The following is a 17340-nucleotide window of genomic DNA, read 5'->3' as shown; positions in this document are numbered from 1 at the left end:
GCCTGATCACAACACATCGCCTGTTTTCGCAAAAATGCTGCGCAGCATGTTGTTCTTTGATCCGGAGGGGTGTCTCACGCCTAGCTGGCGCAGCCGAGTAATGGGCAGCCGGGTAGACAGAGGGTATCAGATGACACGCGTATTCGTTCGGAAGGCAGTCTTCGGACTGACGGCCTCCACCATCGCATTGGTTCTCGCCGGCGGTGCCGCTGCGCAGACCACCACCCCGGCCGACGCGGAATCGGCCTCCACCGACCAGAACCAGATCGGCGCCCCGCAGACCGAGGTTCCGGCTCCCGCGCTTGAGGACACCGGTGGTGAAGTCGTCGTCACCGGCTCGCGCATCTCGCGCCCGACGCTGAATTCGCCGATCCCGGTGACCAGCGTGTCCGCGGCAGACCTCACCCGCACTGGTGCGGTCGTGGTAGGCGACGTCCTGAACGACCTGCCGTCGCTGCGCTCAACCTACAGCCAGGCGAACTCCACGCAGTACATCGGGACGTCCGGCGTCAATTTCCTCGACCTGCGCGGTCTGGGCGTTACCCGCACGCTCGTGCTGGTGAACGGCCGCCGCCACATTACCGGATCGGAAGGCGACTTCCTGGTCGACACCAACACGATCCCGACCGACCTGCTCGATCGGGTGGACGTGGTCACGGGCGGCAGTTCCGCAGTGTACGGTTCCGACGCGATGGCCGGCGTGGTCAATTTCGTACTCAAGCGGAACTTCGATGGCGTCACGCTCAATGCACAGGGCGGCCTCAGTGACGAGGGCGACCGCGGCACCTATCGCGTATCGGGCACGTTCGGAAAGAACTTCGCCGAGGGCCGGGGCAACATCGCGCTTGCGCTCGAGTATAACCGGCAGAACCTGCTGACCTACACCGACCGGCCGGATCTCACCGGCGCCTTTACGGGCCGCCGCCAGTTCCAGCTGGTCGACAGCCCGGCGGCCGACAACGACACCCCCAACCGCACCTATCTGAACCGCGTTCGCAGCTTCGGCTACGACAACGGCGGCAACTTCATCGCCTACAGCGGCGCCGGCATCGGGACGTGCGGCAATGGCGTGACGATGGCATGCCTGCCGAACGGCTATCCGCGCGTGTTCGGCTTCAACACCGACGGGTCGCTGCGCGAGTACAATTATGGCCAGGACTTCCGTCCCGCCGGCTCGAACAACAACAACGGCGGTGACGGCGCGATCCTGAACGACCGCGGCACGCTCAACCCGTCGTTGAAGCGCTACGTCGCCAACCTGCTCGGCCACTATGACGTGTCCGAGGGATTCAAGCCGTTCTTCGAAGCCAAGTTCGTCCGAGTCGAGAGCTTCAACCAGGGTACGCCGACCTTCGCACAGGGCGGCGAGCAGGGCCTGGTCGCGGATACCGATGAAGACGGCAACGACATCCTCCGCCCCGCGACTTCGGGCTTTGCGCGTCAGTCGATCGGCATCCCGATCTCGCTCGACAACCCCTATCTGCAGCCCGGAGCAGCGGCGACGATCCGCTCGATGCTGCCGGCAGGTGCGACCTTCTTCCGCCTGAACCGGAACAACAACGATTTTGGCACGCGTGACGAATATGATCGTCGCGACACCTACCGCATCGTGGTCGGCGCCGAAGGCACGTTCAACGAGGACTGGAAGTACGACTTCTCGGTCAACTATGGCGAGTTCCGTAGCCGGTCGACCTTCTACAACAATCGCATCAACCAGAACTTCTACAACGCGGTCGACGCGGTGCGGAATGGTGCGGGCGAGATCGTCTGCCGGATCAACCAGGCTTCGATCACCGATCCGAACTGCGTGCCGCTCAACGTCCTTGGCGAAGGTGCGCCGAGCCAGGCTGCACTGAACTACATCAACACCAACTCGACCCGTACCGGCAAGGCGACCGAGTTCGACGTCAATGCGAACGTGGTCGGCGACAGCTCGCAGCTTTTCGAGCTGCCCGGTGGTCCGGTGCGCTTTGCCCTGGGCGCGGAATATCGGCGGGAAACCGCATCCTACGCCTACGACGAACTCGTGAGCAGCGGCGCGACCTTCCTGAACGCAATTCCGCCGTTCAACCCGCCGTCCTTCGAGGTGAAGGAAGCCTATGGCGAAATCGAGATGCCGGTTCTGCGCGACATGGCGTTCGCAGAGGAACTGACCGCGACCGGTGCCGTCCGCGTCGCCGACTACAAGGGCGCGACTGGGACGGTCTGGGCCTACAACGTGGGCGGTATCTATGCACCGGTGCGCGACATCAAGTTCCGCGTGAACTACTCGAAGGCGGTGCGCGCGCCGACTCTATCGGACCTCTACTCCTCGCCGACCCAGAACTTCGCACAGCTCAACGATCCGTGCGACGTGAACTTCATCAACACGGGTCGGCCGAGCCGCGTCGCCAATTGTGCCGCGGCGGGCGTGCCGACCGGCTTCGTCAACAACGCGGCACGTGCGGGCAGCACAGAGATCCTGTCGGGTGGCAACCCGAACCTGGAAGCGGAACGTTCGCGCAGCTGGACCTACGGCGTCATCGTCCAGCCATCGTTCCTGCCTGGGCTGGCGATCACCGCTGACTATTACGACATCAAGATCAGCAATGTGATCGCCGCGGTTGATGCGCAGACCATCCTGGATGCGTGCTATGACGCGGCTTCGCTGGAGAACCAGTTCTGCGGCCTGATCAATCCGCGCCAGGCGAATGGCGAGTTCGCACCCACCGCCCTGCTCCAGAGCACGGTGAACTTCGCGGCACTCGAAGCGCGCGGCATCGACATGGACATCGCCTACAACCACCGCTTCGACGCCGACAATCGCCTCGCCCTCCGGGCCGTCGGTACCTGGGTGCGCACGCGGAACGATTTCCCGTACCTCGACAATCCGGAACAGCGGGAGCGGATCAAGGGCGAACTCGGTGATCCGATCTGGAACATCAACTTGTCGGCCGACTACACCCACAAGAACGTCACCCTGGGGTACCAGCTGCGCTATATCGGTCGTCAGTCGATCACCGATTGGGAAGCTCAGCACGACACCTATGGCGTCCCGGCGCTCGACCCGAACTATGCGGACGTGGTCTATTATCCGCGCGTGTTCTACCACGCGATCCGGGCATCGGCAGAGGTGAACGACCAGTTCCGCCTCTATGGCGGCATCGACAATCTCACCGACAAGCGGCCGCCCTATGGCCTGCTGGGTAACGGCGAGGACGCGATCTACGACAACGTCGGTCGCTTCATGTACGTCGGCGTCTCGGTGAAGATGTAAGCCAAGCGCCTTTGAACTAGAAAAAGCCGGTCGGACCCACGGTCCGGCCGGCTTTTTCTTGCGATTTGATTTCCTAGCAAAAAGCCGCCGCTAGCCGGCGGACGCGACCTGCACTCCCTCGGCACCATACACCTCCGGCATCCAATCGCGCGTCACCAGTACGGAGTCGCCCTTTCTCGCCTGGGCGAACAGCAGCGCTGCAAACTCGTCGGGGACCCCGATGCAGCCGTGAGTCGCATAGCGGCTGTCGACGTCCTCGCCCGACCCGTGGATGGCGACACCGCCCCAGGTGAGCCGCAGCATGTACGGCATCGGCGCATTGTAGAGGTTCGAGATGTGGTCTCGATCCTTTTCCAGAATCGGGAAGCTGCCGGTGGGCGTCGGCTTGTGGTCCGCGCCGTAAATGATCAGCGTCCGCCCGATCTCCACGCCGCCGCGATAGACGTAGAGTCGCTCGCGCAGCAGATCGACCACGATCGACAGCTTGCCGGGCGCCACGCCCTCCGGCGCCCAGAGATACTCGCCGGGGCGGAGGACGCCGCTGGTCTCCATGACACTCACCACCGCAGGCCGCGCCGGGGCGGCCTGCGCGGGCACCGCCGCAAGCGCGGCGCCTGCCAGCATCGATCCCGCAAGCGAGCGAAACAGTCTCATCAACAGCCTCCCTGCGCAGCCGGGATGGCCACGCGCCGTCTATTAACGGGTTGTTTACCATTTCTGCTCCGTGGCTGCATCCCGCCGCACAAGCCCCTGCACCCGCTCCTGTTTCTTTGCGGGACTCCGGTTGTGCCCCTTGCGCCCGACCCGCGATCTGCTATGGGCGCGACCTGATCCGGGCGCGTGCGCGTCCGGCTCGCCGTCCGAGACAGCAGGGGCCGGCTTCCGGCTTAATGTCCTGCCTAGACGGGGAAGGTGATTCTATTCCTGGCGACCTGCTTCGGCAGCGCCCGGTCCGCCATCGGGTTGATCCGCTGGCACCAGAGCCCATGCCCCTCGGACACGTCGCCCCCGGTGGTTCGCCACCGGGACATGTACCGGGCTGTGCCTCGCGCACCGCCCAATTGTGAGGAGAACGGCATGGATCGCGCTCAAAAGAGTGAGCTGGTATCCGAGCTGAACCGCACCTTCAACGAGGTCGGCGTGGTGGTCATCACCCGCAACCTCGGGATGACCGTCGCCCAGTCGACGGCGCTCCGTACGAAGATGCGCGAAGCCGGCGCCAGCTACAAGGTCGCGAAGAACCGCCTTGCCAAGATCGCAGCGGAAGGCACCGACTATTCGGTCATTGCCGACCTGCTGACCGGGCCGACCGCGCTTGCGACGTCTGCCGATCCCGTGGCTGCTGCCCGGGTCGTCAACGACTTCGCCAAGACCACGGACAAGCTCGAGATCGTCGGCGGGGCGATGGGCGGCCAGCTTCTCGATGCCGAAGGCGTGAAGGCTCTTGCCGCACTGCCGTCGCTCGACGAGCTGCGTGCCAAGATCGTGGGGCTCATCGTGGCACCTGCGACCAAGCTCGCGACCATCACCCAGGCACCGGCGGCGCAGATCGCCCGCGTGCTTGCGGCGCATGCGGAGAAGGAACAGGAGGCCGCCTGATCGGCGCCCCTGCCCTGACTATCAACCCGAACTATCTGATTTTGGAGATTACACATGGCTGACCTGAACGCGATCGTCGACCAGCTGAGCGAACTGACCGTCCTCGAGGCTGCTGAGCTCTCGAAGCTGCTCGAAGAGAAGTGGGGCGTTTCGGCCGCTGCTGCGGTTGCGGCTGCTCCGGCTGCCGGTGGCGCTGCTGGCGGCGCTGCTGCTGTCGAAGAGAAGACCGAGTTCGACGTGATCCTCACCGGCGACGGTGGCAAGAAGATCAACGTCATCAAGGAAGTCCGCGCGATCACCGGCCTGGGCCTGACCGAGGCGAAGGCTCTCGTCGAGGGCGCGCCGAAGCCGATCAAGGAAGGCGTTGCCAAGGACGAGGCCGAGAAGATCAAGGCCCAGATCGAAGGCGCCGGCGGCACCGTCGAAGTCAAGTAAGCTCTGTCCGGCTTCGGCCGGACGGCTCTTGCCGACAAAGAGAAGGGGCGGCTCCCACCGGGAGCCGCCCCTTTTTGCGTGTGCGGAGGTCGGCGGCGGCGGGTCCTTCGTCTTCCTGGCGGGATTCGGACGCAGGCCCCGCCTTGTTCGTCATCCTGACGGCAGTCGGACGCGGCCCCCTACCCTTCGTCATCCTGACGAAAGTCAGGATCCATTGCCGCTCCGCCAGATGCGGAAGCGGAGCGCGTCTGGATGCTGACCTTCGTCAGCATGACGGCGGGCGGAAAGTAGAGTGCCCCCTCCGCAGCCCGCCTCAGTCGCGGCGGACCTCGCCGTGGAGCCGCGCCTCGAGCCGATCGACCATCCGATCGCCGCGATCGAGGAACACGGGGGCGAGCTTGTCGCTGCCCTGGATCTGCCGCCCGACCACGAAGGCGACGCGCGTACGTGCCTCGCGACCGTCGGCCCAGCGATACCGGGCGTCGATCGCCATCACCGGCACGAAGAAGCGACGCTCGCCCGCGCTCAGCACCGGCAGATTGGCAAGCGGAAGCGACACGGTCGCCTCGATCGAGCGCGACTCGTCCGCCGCGACGGCGAACGGCTGCAGCTGCGCATGCTGCGGCATCTCAGCGAAGAAGCGCTCGATCTCGGCGTCCTGCTGGGGGCTGGCGCCGAACAGGCCGGCGGCGAAACGCAGCTCCGCCACCGCCATGTCGGCCGGGTTGCTGGCACCGAGTTCGAAGCGGACGACCGCCTTGTCCCCTTCCGTTCCCATCGCCATCGGCAGGAACGTGAAGTCCAGCGGCGCGCGCTCTGCGGCCGGCGGCGTGGCTGCCGGGGGTGCGGCAGGGGGCGTGCGGAAGGCGGTGGAGACCACCAGTCCCTCGGGCTCGGGCACCGGGCGGGTGAGGAAGCTCGGCGCCGCCGGTTCGGGCGCAGGTGCCGGTACCGGGCGGTTCAGGAAGGTCGGCGCTGCGGGCGCGGCAGCAATCTCTGCCGGAACGGTGGCTTCCGGCGCTGCCTCGACGAGCGGGGCCGCGGACGGCGTCGGCTCCGCAGCGGGCTCGGCCTCCGCCTCGTCCGCTTCTTCCGGCTTGCGGCGGCGCCAGAACAGCAGCGCGGCCAGTGCGGCGACGAGTGCGGCGGCAAGCAGGACCCACGGCAGCGAACTGCGCGAGTCCGCTGCGGGCTCGGACGGGATGGCCGGGAGGTCCGTGGGTGCGGCGGTCGGCTCGGGCGCCGGTTCGGGCACGGGCTCGACCACCGGCTCCGCTTCGGGCGTCGGCAGGGCTGCGGGCGTGGGTTCGGCGCTCGGCACTGCCTCGGGTGCCGGTGAGGCGACCGGACGCGGCCGCGGCGTCGCGGTCGGCGTGGGGGCCGGGGCAGCGGTCGGCTGCGGGCGCGCGGTCCGGCGCGGCGCCGGAGTCGGCGCGGGCGCTGCCTCGGGGGTAGGTTCTGGCGCAACCGGGGGAACGACCTGCGGCGGCGTCACGCTGTTGCCCGGCGGCAGCGTCCAGGGGAGTTGGCTAGGTACCGCCTCCTGCGCGGCGGCAGCCAGGGGCACGAACAGAACGGCGGGTACGGCAAGGGCGCGAATGGTCATGCGCTTCGCCAACGCCGATCCGGGCACCGGCCGCCAGCACCCCACGCCCCTCCTGCGCCGGATCGTGGCAAACCCAAGGCGAGATGAAGCCAAGGCGGGCACATGTCCAACCCGGCTGTCGACGGCGCAAGCGCCGCGTTTCCTTGACTGTTTCCGACCTGTGCCCTATATCGCGGCTCTGCCTCACGATCGGGAAATGATGCGTCGTCGCGCAACGCATTGGACGAATGGATCGGCCGAGGTCTTTCGAGACGCCCCGAAGCTGCGATCCCATTCGGGATGACGCGGCTTTTCGCGTCTCGTTCGCGCATCTGCCCGGGCCAGCCCGGGCGCGAAATTTGACCAAGCGAGGCGACCTACTCCCATGGCGACCAAGGCAATCGAGAACGGCACCGCGAAGCGCCGTATTCGTAAGGTGTTCGGCGACATCCACGAAGTGGTGCAGATGCCGAACCTGATCGAGGTTCAGCGCGAATCCTACGAACAGTTCCTGCGGAGCGATCCGTCGACGGGCTATGTCTCGGGCCTGGAAAAGACGCTGCGCAGCGTCTTCCCGATCCGCGACTTCGCCGGCACCGCCGAACTCGACTTCGTGACCTACGAGCTCGAGGATCCGAAGTTCGACGTCGAAGAGTGCCGCCAGCGCGGCATCACCTATGCGGCGCCGATGCGCGTCACGCTGCGCCTGATCGTGTTCGAGGTCGATCCCGATACGGAAGCCCGTTCGGTCCTCGATATCAAGGAGCAGGACGTTTACATGGGCGACATGCCGCTCATGACCGAGAACGGCACCTTCTTCATCAACGGCACCGAGCGCGTCATCGTCTCGCAGATGCACCGTTCGCCGGGCGTGCTGTTCGATCACGACCGCGGCAAGACCCACGCCTCGGGCAAGTATCTCTTCGCCGCGCGCGTGATCCCGTATCGCGGCTCGTGGCTGGACTTCGAGTTCGACGCCAAGGACATCGTCAACGTCCGCATCGACCGCAAGCGCAAGCTGCCGGTGACGACGCTGCTGTACGCGCTGGGCCTGAACTCGGAAGAGATCCTCAACCACTTCTACAACACCGTCACCTTCGTGCGCGGCGAGGGTGGCTGGCAGATTCCGTATGCGGCCGAGAACTGGCGCGGCCAGAAGCCGGCGTTCGACATTGTTGACGCGAAGTCAGGCGAGGTCATCTTCCCGGCCGGACAGAAGATCAGCCCGCGTGCCGCCAACAAGGCCGGCAAGGACGGCCTGACCGACCTGCTGATCCCCACCGAGGAGATCTTTGGCCGCTACAGCGCCTATGACCTGATCGACGAGACCACCGGCCGCATCTACATCGAGGCGGGCGACGAGGTGTCGGCCGAGAACCTCGAGTTGCTCGACAAGGCCGGCATTGACCGCATCGAGCTGCTTGACATCGACCATGTGTCGACCGGCGCCTGGATCCGCAACACGCTCAAGGTCGACAAGGCCGAGGAGCGCGAGCAGGCGCTGTCCGACATCTACCGCGTGATGCGCCCCGGCGAGCCGCCGACGCTGGAGACCGCGGAGTCGCTGTTCGGCGGCCTTTTCTTCGATCCCGAGCGCTACGACCTGTCGGCCGTCGGCCGCGTGAAGCTCAACATGCGCCTCGACCTCGACGCCGAGGACACGGTCACGACGCTCCGCACCGAGGACATCCTCGCGGTCGTCAAGACGCTGGTCGACCTGAAGGACGGCAAGGGCGAAGTCGACGACATCGACAACCTGGGCAACCGTCGCGTGCGTTCGGTGGGCGAGCTGCTGGAGAACCAGTATCGCGTCGGCCTGCTGCGCATGGAGCGTGCGGTCAAGGAGCGCATGTCCTCGGTCGACGTCTCGACCGTGATGCCGAACGACCTGATCAACGCGAAGCCCGCGGTCGCCGCGGTGCGCGAGTTCTTCGGCTCGTCGCAGCTGTCTCAGTTCATGGACCAGACCAACCCGCTGTCCGAAGTGACGCACAAGCGTCGCGTCTCGGCACTCGGGCCGGGCGGCCTGACGCGTGAGCGTGCGGGCTTCGAGGTCCGCGACGTTCACCCGACCCACTATGGCCGTATCTGCCCGATCGAAACGCCGGAAGGCCCCAACATCGGTCTGATCAACTCGCTGGCGTCGTTCAGCCGCGTCAACAAGTACGGCTTCATCGAGACGCCGTACCGCAAGGTCATCGACGGCAAGGTCAGCGACGAGGTCGTCTACCTGTCGGCGATGGAAGAGCAGAAGCACACGGTCGCGCAGGCGAACGCCGAGCTCGACGCCGAAGGCCGGTTCGTCGAGGACCTGATCTCGGCACGTCAGGCAGGCGAGTTCCTGATGGCGATGCGCGATCAGATCACCCTGATGGACGTGTCCCCGAAGCAGCTGGTGTCGGTCGCGGCCTCGCTCATCCCGTTCCTGGAGAACGATGACGCGAACCGCGCACTGATGGGCTCGAACATGCAGCGCCAGGCGGTGCCGCTGGTCCAGGCCGAGGCTCCGTTCGTGGGCACCGGCATGGAGGAGACCGTGGCTCGGGATTCCGGCGCCGCGATTTCGGCCAAGCGCGCCGGCGTAGTCGATCAGGTCGACGCGACCCGTATCGTGATCCGCGCGACCGGTGACGTCGATGCGAACGAAAGCGGTGTGGACATCTACACGCTGATGAAGTTCCAGCGCTCGAACCAGTCGACCTGCATCAACCAGCGTCCGCTGGTGAAGGTTGGCGACGTGGTGAAGGCGGGCGACGTGCTGGCCGATGGTCCGTCGACCGAGTTCGGCGAGCTGGCGCTGGGCCGCAACGCGCTCGTCGCGTTCATGCCCTGGAACGGCTACAACTACGAGGACTCGATCCTCATCTCCGAGCGGATCGTGAAGGACGACGTGTTCACGTCGATCCACATCGACGAGTTCGAGGTGATGGCCCGCGACACCAAGCTCGGGCCGGAGGACATCACCCGCGACATCCCGAACGTCGGCGAGGAAGCGCTGCGCAACCTCGACGAGGCGGGCATCGTCTATGTGGGTGCCGAGGTCGAGCCGGGCGACATCCTGGTCGGCAAGATCACGCCGAAGGGCGAAAGCCCGATGACGCCGGAGGAAAAGCTCCTGCGCGCCATCTTCGGTGAAAAGGCCTCGGACGTCCGCGACACCTCGCTGCGTCTGCCGCCGGGCGTTGCCGGCACGATCGTCGACGTTCGCGTCTTCAATCGTCATGGCATCGACAAGGACGAGCGCGCGATGGCGATCGAGCGCGAGGAGATCGAGCGCCTGAAGAAGGACTCGGACGACGAGCGCACGATCCTCAACCGGGCGACCTGGAGCCGACTGCGCGAAATGCTGCTCGACCAGACCGCCACCGCGGCGCCCAAGGGCGTCAAGAAGGGCGTGGTGATCGACAGCGACGTGCTCGACAGCGTCGACCGCCACGAGTGGTGGAAGTTCGCGGTCGCCGACGACGCCGTCCAGTCGAACCTGGAAGCCGTGAAGGCCCAGTACGACGAGGCTGCCCGCAAGATCCGCGAGAAGTTCGAGGATCGCCGCGAGAAGCTGGAGCGTGGCGACGAGCTGCCGCCGGGCGTGCTCAAGATGGTCAAGGTCTTCGTCGCGGTGAAGCGCAAGCTGCAGCCGGGCGACAAGATGGCCGGCCGTCACGGCAACAAGGGCGTCATCTCGCGCATCCTGCCGCAGGAGGACATGCCGTTCCTGGAAGACGGCACCCCCGTCGACCTGGTGCTCAACCCGCTGGGCGTGCCGTCGCGCATGAACGTCGGGCAGATCTTCGAGACCCACCTGGGCATGGCCGCGCGCGGTCTTGGCCGGCAGGTCACCGAGGCGCTGGAGCAGTGGCGTGAGTCGAATCCGAACCCGTCGATCGGCGCGATGCCGGACGCGGTGAAGGATCGCCTCAAGACCATCTACGGCGAGCAGTACCACGACGAGATCGACGCACGCGACGGCGAGGAGATCGTCGAGCTGGCGCAGAACCTGAAGAACGGCGTGCCGATGGCGACGCCGGTGTTCGACGGCGCCCGCGAAGCGGACGTGTCGCGGATGCTGGAGATGGCAGGGCTCGATCCGTCGGGTCAGGTGACGCTCTACGACGGCCGCACCGGCGACGCGTTCGACCGCAAGGTGACCGTGGGCTACATCTACATGCTGAAGCTCCACCACCTCGTGGACGACAAGATCCACGCGCGTTCGATCGGGCCGTACAGCCTCGTCACCCAGCAGCCGCTGGGCGGCAAGGCGCAGTTCGGCGGCCAGCGCTTCGGCGAAATGGAGGTCTGGGCGCTGCAGGCGTACGGTGCTGCGTACACGCTGCAGGAAATGCTGACGGTGAAGTCCGACGACGTGGTCGGCCGCACCAAGGTCTACGAAGCGATCGTCAAGGGCGACGATACCTTCGAGGCCGGCATCCCGGAGAGCTTCAACGTGCTCGTCAAGGAAATGCGCTCGCTGGGCCTCAACGTGGAGCTCAAGGCACTCGAGGAAGACGACGGTCTCGCCGAGGCGGCGGAATAAGGGAACAGGGGCGCCGCCGACGCGGTGCCCCTCCCCGTTTCGCCCGGAGTTTTGCCCCTAGAGGGAATACGACATGAACGAATTGACCAACTTCGCGAATCCGGTCCAGAAGCCGGAGACCTTCGACCAGATCCAGATCGGCATCGCCTCCCCCGAGCGCATCCGTTCCTGGTCGTTCGGCGAGATCAAGAAGCCCGAGACGATCAACTACCGCACGTTCAAGCCCGAGCGGGACGGCCTGTTCTGCGCGCGCATCTTCGGTCCGATCAAGGACTATGAGTGCCTGTGCGGCAAGTACAAGCGCATGAAGTACAAGGGCATCGTGTGCGAGAAGTGCGGCGTCGAGGTCACCGTCTCGAAGGTCCGCCGCGAGCGCATGGGCCACATCGAGCTGGCCGCACCGGTCGCGCACATCTGGTTCCTGAAGTCGCTGCCGTCGCGCATCGGCCTGCTGCTCGACATGCAGCTCAAGCAGCTCGAGCGCGTGCTCTACTTCGAGAGCTACATCGTGATCGAGCCGGGCCTCACCAGCCTGGAGAAGTATCAGCTCCTCACCGAGGATGAACTGCTCGAGGCGCAGGACCAGTTCGGCGAGGACGCCTTCTCCGCCGGCATCGGCGCCGAAGCGGTCAAGACGATGCTGATGGAGCTCGACCTCGAAGGCGAGCGCAAGGAGCTTCTCGAAGAGCTCGCCGTCACCAAGTCCGAGCTGAAGCCGAAGAAGATCATCAAGCGCCTGAAGGTCGTCGAGAGCTTCATCGACTCGGGTAACCGCCCCGAGTGGATGATCCTGGACGTCGTTCCGGTCATCCCGCCCGAGCTGCGCCCGCTGGTGCCGCTGGACGGCGGCCGCTTCGCGACGTCGGACCTGAACGACCTCTATCGCCGCGTCATCAACCGCAACAACCGCCTCAAGCGCCTGATGGAGCTGCGTGCGCCGGACATCATCGTCCGCAACGAAAAGCGCATGCTCCAGGAAGCGGTTGACGCGCTGTTCGACAACGGCCGCCGCGGCCGTACGATCACCGGCGCCAACAAGCGTCCGCTCAAGTCGCTGTCCGACATGCTCAAGGGCAAGCAGGGCCGCTTCCGTCAGAACCTGCTCGGCAAGCGCGTCGACTATTCGGGCCGCTCGGTCATCGTGACCGGTCCCGAGCTCAAGCTGCACCAGTGCGGCCTGCCCAAGAAGATGGCGCTCGAGCTGTTCAAGCCGTTCATCTACGCGCGCCTCGACGCCAAGGGCCTGAGCATGACGCTCAAGCAGGCCAAGAAGTGGGTCGAAAAGGAGCGCAAGGAAGTCTGGGACATCCTGGACGAGGTGATCCGCGAGCACCCGGTCATGCTCAACCGTGCGCCGACGCTCCACCGCCTGGGCATCCAGGCGTTCGAGCCGGTGCTGATTGAGGGCAAGGCGATCCAGCTCCACCCGCTGGTCTGCTCGGCGTTCAACGCCGACTTCGACGGTGACCAGATGGCCGTGCACGTCCCGCTGTCGCTGGAAGCGCAGCTGGAAGCGCGCGTCCTGATGATGTCGACCAACAACATCCTGTCGCCTGCGAACGGCAAGCCGATCATCGTGCCGTCGCAGGACATGGTGCTGGGCCTCTACTACATCTCGATGGAGAAGCAGGGCGAGCCGGGCGAAGGCATGATGCTGTCGGACATGGCGGAGGTGCACCAGGCACTCAACGCCGGCGCCGTCACGCTGCACACCAAGATCATCAGCCGCGTCCCGCAGACGGACGAGGACGGCAACACCTACATGAAGCGCGTCGAGACGACGCCGGGCCGCATGCTGCTCGGCGAGACGCTGCCGAAGAGCCACAAGGTGCCGTTCGAGACCGTCAACCGCCTTCTCACCAAGAAGGACGTGGGCGACGTGATCGACGAGGTCTATCGCCACACCGGCCAGAAGGAGACGGTGCTGTTCGCCGACGCCATCATGGCGCTGGGCTTCCGCAACGCGTTCAAGGCCGGCATCTCCTTCGGCAAGGATGACATGATCATCCCGGCCGCCAAGGAGGCGATGGTCGACGAGACCCGCGCGCTCGTGAAGGACTATGAGCAGCAGTATCAGGACGGCCTGATCACGCAGCAGGAGAAGTACAACAAGGTGATCGACGCCTGGAGCCGTTGCGGCGACCAGGTGGCGGCGGCCATGATGGACGAGATCAAGGCGGTGAAGCGCGACGAGAACGGTCGCGAAAAGCCGGTCAACGCGATCTACATGATGGCGCACTCCGGTGCCCGTGGCTCGGCAGCGCAGATCAAGCAGCTCGCCGGCATGCGCGGCCTGATGGCCAAGCCTTCGGGCGAGATCATCGAGACGCCGATCATCTCGAACTTCAAGGAAGGCCTGACCGTCCTTGAGTACTTCAACTCGACCCACGGGGCCCGCAAGGGCCTCGCGGACACGGCGCTGAAGACCGCCAACTCGGGGTACCTCACCCGCCGCCTCGTCGACGTGTCGCAGGACTGCGTCGTCATGGAGGAGGATTGCGGTACCGAGCGCGCGCTGGAGATGAAGGCGATCGTCCAGGGCGGCTCCACCATCGCCTCGCTCGGCGAGCGCATCCTGGGCCGCACCACGGCCGAGGATGTGGTGGATCCGAAGACCGGCGAAGTCGTCATCCCGTCGGGCACGCTGCTCGACGAGGCGATGATCACGCAGATCGAGGCGCTCAACGTCCCCGGCATGAAGATCCGCTCTCCGCTGGTCTGCGAAGCCAAGTTCGGCGTGTGCGGCAAGTGCTACGGGCGTGACCTCGCCCGCGGTACGCCGGTCAACATCGGCGAGGCCGTCGGCGTCATCGCGGCGCAGTCGATCGGTGAGCCGGGCACGCAGCTGACGATGCGTACCTTCCACATCGGCGGTGCGGCGCAGCTCAACGAGCAGTCGAACCTCGAGGCGCCGGTCGACGGCAAGGTCGAGTATCGCGACCTGCGCGTGATCGTCGACCAGCGGGGCCGCCGCGTGGTGCTCAGCCGCTCGGGCGAGATCGCGATCGTCGACATGGACGGCCGCGAGCTCTCCGTGGATCGCATCCCGTACGGTGCCTATGTGCTGTGCGACGATGGCCACATCCTCAGCGCCGGCGACCGCATGGCGGAGTGGGATCCGTTCACCATGCCGGTGATCACGGAAAATCCGGGTACCGTGAAGTACCAGGACCTGATCGACGGCAAGACCCTGACCGAACAGGCGGACGAAGCGACGGGCATCACCCAGCGCGTCGTCACCGAATATCGCGGCAAGTCGAAGGAGGACCTGCGTCCGCGCCTGACCCTGCTCGACGAGAATTCGGGCGAGGCCGGCCGCTACATGCTGGCGCCGGGCGCGACGCTCTCGGTCGAGGACGGTGCGCAGGTCCAGGGCGGCGACGTTCTGGCCCGTGTCAGCCGCGAGGCTGCCAAGACCCGCGACATCACCGGCGGTCTGCCGCGCGTCGCCGAGCTGTTCGAGGCGCGCAAGCCGAAGGAGAATGCGATCATCGCAAAGGTCTCCGGCCGCGTCGTGTTCGGCAAGGACTATAAGGCGAAGCGCAAGATCGGCATCCAGCCCGAGGACGGCGGCGAGGTCGTCGAGTATCTGGTGCCGAAGTCGAAGGTGATCGACGTCCAGGAAGGCGACTACGTCAAGCGTGGCGACAACCTGATCGGCGGCAGCCCGGATCCGCACGACATTCTGGAAGTGCTCGGCATCGAGCCGCTTGCGGAGTATCTCGTGTCGGAAATCCAGGAAGTCTATCGACTGCAGGGCGTGAAGATCAACGACAAGCACATCGAGGTCATCGTTCGCCAGATGCTGCAGAAGGTCGAGATCACCGACGGTGGCGACACCACCCTGCTGGCGGGCGAGCAGCTCGACCGCGACGAGATGGACGAAGCCAATGCCAAGCTGGCCCCGGGCCAGCAGCCGGCGCAGGGCAAGCCCATCCTGCTGGGCATCACCAAGGCGTCGCTGCAGACCCGCAGCTTCATCTCGGCCGCCTCGTTCCAGGAGACGACCCGTGTGCTCACCGAGGCTTCGGTGCAGGGCAAGATCGACTCGCTGAACGGCCTGAAGGAGAACGTGATCGTCGGCCGGCTCATCCCGGCGGGTACCGGTGCGGGCATGAACCGCCTGCGCGTGGCGGCCACCAGCCGCGACGTGGCGCTCCGGGCGCAGCAGCGCGCGCTCCAGGCGGCTCTGATCGCTCCGAACAGTGCCGAGGAAGAGCATGCTGCCGAGCACGCCCGCTCGATCCGTGACGATCAGGGCACCAGCGATGCGCTCGCATCGGTGACCCCGAGCGGCCACGGCACCGACGAGGATGCCGGTGAGTATCTGAACGACTGATCTTCGCGATCAGCCTGAACAAGGAAGCCGCCGTCCGGGAAACCGGGCGGCGGTTTCGTTTTGTGCCGCCCCCTCCATGGAAGCCGGCCGGCGGCGGCGCCATGCTGCACTGGGTGGAGAAACGGCACTGGCAAGCAGCTGCCTGCCGCGTCGACAGGTGCCTTGGAGCCGATAAAGGCCGCTACCCCGGCTGGTGCGACGCCAGTAGCACCGCTATCGCAGCGGCGGTCGAGGCAGGCCTGCCGAGCCTGCGGACCCAGCTGGTCGCGTTGGTCGAACGTGGCCGCACCATTTTTTCTTCGGAGATCGCCGATGCGCATGCGCCGTTCCGCCCCGGGAGCCAAGTCCCGCCTTTCCCTTCTGGTCGGCGGCGTCCTGCTTTCCATCCCTGCCACCCTCCCCGCCCATGCCCAGACCGGGGGCGAGCGTTCCACCCTGTCGGTGGAACTCACCACCGACGATCGAGAGCGTGGGATCAGCTGGAGCGACGGCGACGTCAGTCTGCGGGGCACGGCCGCCATCCCGCTCGGGGGCCAGGGCTTCTCGGTCACGGGTTCGGTGGCGACGCTGAACGACAGCCCCCGGCACGGCGGCGCTGCGGTGGGGATCGATCTCGGCGCGACCTATGCGCAGTACCTCGGGCCCGTTCGCGTCGACGGCGGCGTGACCGGCCACTTTTTCCCCGGCAGCGACCGGGCGCTCAGCTACCTGGAGCTCGGCGGTGGCGCGGGCTTCGCCCTGGGTCCGGTACAGGTCGACGGATTTGCACGCTACGCGCCCAAGCAGTCGGCGATCGGCGGCGACAATCTCTACATCGGTGCGGAGGGGCGCATGGGCATTCCCGTGACGCCGTTCACGGTCATCGCCGGGATCGGCCGCAGTTCGGGGAACGTCGACAATCGGCTGCGCGCTGCGCGCCTGCGCCCGGGCGGCAACTATATGGACTGGCGCTTGGGCGTGGAGCACGTGACCGGCCCTCTGGTGATCGGCCTCGACTATGTCGACACCGACATCTCCGACCGCGCGATCGTCGCCTCTCCCTATGCCGATGGTCGCAACGCGGACAGTCGCCTGCTGGCGCGGGTCGGGCTCAACTTCTGATGTCGTCGCGGGTGCGGCGCTGAGGCGCGCCGCCCCCGCCACTTGCCTTTCCGGCGGTTCGAGCCTTGGGTGCGGGCATGTTGGACCGCATCTTCACCGCCATCTCCACCCGGATCGCAACCGCTGCCGGGCAGCCGCTGACCTTCGTCCTCGCGCTTGCGACCATTCTCGCCTGGGCAATAAGCGGGCCGATCTTCGGCTATTCGGACACCTGGCAGCTGGTCATCAACACGGCGACGACCATCGTCACCTTCCTGATGGTGTTCCTGATCCAGAACTCTCAGAACCGAGACGCAGCGGCGATGCAGGCAAAGCTGGACGAGCTGATCCGCGCGCTCGATCCGGCACGCGGCGAGTTCATCGGGATCGAACATCTGACCGACCGCCAGATCGAGGAAATTCGGGCCGCGCTGGAGCAGGAGGCCGGCCATGAGCCGGGCAAGGTCGGGACCGTCGATGACAGCGTGGAGACGCTGCTCAAGCGCCGCTGAGGC

General features: G+C 66.0%; 9 protein-coding genes. 7 read left to right on the top strand and 2 right to left on the bottom strand.

The features are described from left to right. The first annotated feature begins 130 nt into the window (after positions 1-130). Positions 131-3256 carry a TonB-dependent receptor domain-containing protein gene (locus tag EO081_RS00530; RefSeq protein ID WP_240697487.1) on the top strand — a complete coding sequence of 1042 codons (3126 nt, stop codon included), beginning with the start codon at positions 131-133 and terminating at the stop codon, positions 3254-3256. Positions 3257-3346: 90 nt separating this feature from the next. Here the strand turns inward: EO081_RS00530 and EO081_RS00525 are convergent, their stop codons facing one another. Beyond that, complete coding sequence (locus EO081_RS00525) at positions 3347-3910, bottom strand: L,D-transpeptidase family protein (RefSeq protein WP_240697486.1); 564 nt, start codon at positions 3908-3910, stop codon at positions 3347-3349. Positions 3911-4333: 423 nt separating this feature from the next. Here EO081_RS00525 and rplJ point away from each other — a divergent pair, with 423 nt between their 5' ends. Then, complete coding sequence (rplJ, locus tag EO081_RS00520) at positions 4334-4855, top strand: 50S ribosomal protein L10 (RefSeq protein WP_129340033.1); 522 nt, start codon at positions 4334-4336, stop codon at positions 4853-4855. Between the two features lie 54 nt (positions 4856-4909). Continuing rightward, positions 4910-5290: a 50S ribosomal protein L7/L12 gene (rplL, locus tag EO081_RS00515; protein ID WP_129340032.1), complete on the top strand. Its 381-nt coding sequence runs from the start codon at positions 4910-4912 to the stop codon at positions 5288-5290. Positions 5291-5603: 313 nt separating this feature from the next. Here the strand turns inward: rplL and EO081_RS00510 are convergent, their stop codons facing one another. Further along, positions 5604-6896, bottom strand: coding sequence for a hypothetical protein (locus tag EO081_RS00510; protein WP_129340031.1), 1293 nt, complete (start codon positions 6894-6896; stop codon positions 5604-5606). 364 nt (positions 6897-7260) lie between these two features. On the opposite strand from EO081_RS00510, the gene rpoB reads away from it, so the two are divergent. The 4 genes from rpoB to EO081_RS00490 all read left to right on the top strand — a co-directional run bounded on the left by rpoB (position 7261) and on the right by EO081_RS00490 (position 17337). Beyond that, a complete protein-coding gene (gene rpoB, locus EO081_RS00505) occupies positions 7261-11406 on the top strand; it encodes a DNA-directed RNA polymerase subunit beta (protein WP_129340030.1) in 4146 nt (1381 codons plus the stop codon). 73 nt (positions 11407-11479) lie between these two features. Beyond that, positions 11480-15745 carry a DNA-directed RNA polymerase subunit beta' gene (gene rpoC / locus EO081_RS00500; protein ID WP_129340029.1) on the top strand — a complete coding sequence of 1422 codons (4266 nt, stop codon included), beginning with the start codon at positions 11480-11482 and terminating at the stop codon, positions 15743-15745. Positions 15746-16057: 312 nt separating this feature from the next. After that, positions 16058-16846, top strand: a complete 789-nt coding sequence (locus EO081_RS00495) for a TorF family putative porin (RefSeq protein WP_240697485.1) — start codon at positions 16058-16060, stop codon at positions 16844-16846. 80 nt (positions 16847-16926) lie between these two features. Then, positions 16927-17337 (top strand): low affinity iron permease family protein, encoded by a 411-nt coding sequence (locus tag EO081_RS00490; RefSeq protein WP_183947857.1) that lies wholly within the window; start codon positions 16927-16929, stop codon positions 17335-17337. Positions 17338-17340: the final 3 nt, after the last annotated feature.

Origin of the sequence: Sphingomonas desiccabilis, from assembly GCF_004135605.1 — a bacterium.
Classification (GTDB): domain Bacteria; phylum Pseudomonadota; class Alphaproteobacteria; order Sphingomonadales; family Sphingomonadaceae; genus Sphingomonas; species Sphingomonas desiccabilis.
Note: the sequence above shows the minus strand (reverse complement) of the source record. Positions and strands in the feature narration are given on the sequence as shown.

What these genes read in the sequence shown, in the direction of transcription:
- EO081_RS00525 (WP_240697486.1), bottom strand. Translation starts at nt 3,910, where the DNA reads ATGAGACTGTTTCGCTCGCTTGCGGGATCGATGCTGGCAGGCGCCGCG.
- rplL (WP_129340032.1), top strand. Translation starts at nt 4,910, where the DNA reads ATGGCTGACCTGAACGCGATCGTCGACCAGCTGAGCGAACTGACCGTC.
- rpoB (WP_129340030.1), top strand. Translation starts at nt 7,261, where the DNA reads ATGGCGACCAAGGCAATCGAGAACGGCACCGCGAAGCGCCGTATTCGT.
- EO081_RS00530 (WP_240697487.1), top strand. Translation starts at nt 131, where the DNA reads ATGACACGCGTATTCGTTCGGAAGGCAGTCTTCGGACTGACGGCCTCC.
- rpoC (WP_129340029.1), top strand. Translation starts at nt 11,480, where the DNA reads ATGAACGAATTGACCAACTTCGCGAATCCGGTCCAGAAGCCGGAGACC.
- EO081_RS00495 (WP_240697485.1), top strand. Translation starts at nt 16,058, where the DNA reads ATGCGCATGCGCCGTTCCGCCCCGGGAGCCAAGTCCCGCCTTTCCCTT.
- EO081_RS00510 (WP_129340031.1), bottom strand. Translation starts at nt 6,896, where the DNA reads ATGACCATTCGCGCCCTTGCCGTACCCGCCGTTCTGTTCGTGCCCCTG.
- rplJ (WP_129340033.1), top strand. Translation starts at nt 4,334, where the DNA reads ATGGATCGCGCTCAAAAGAGTGAGCTGGTATCCGAGCTGAACCGCACC.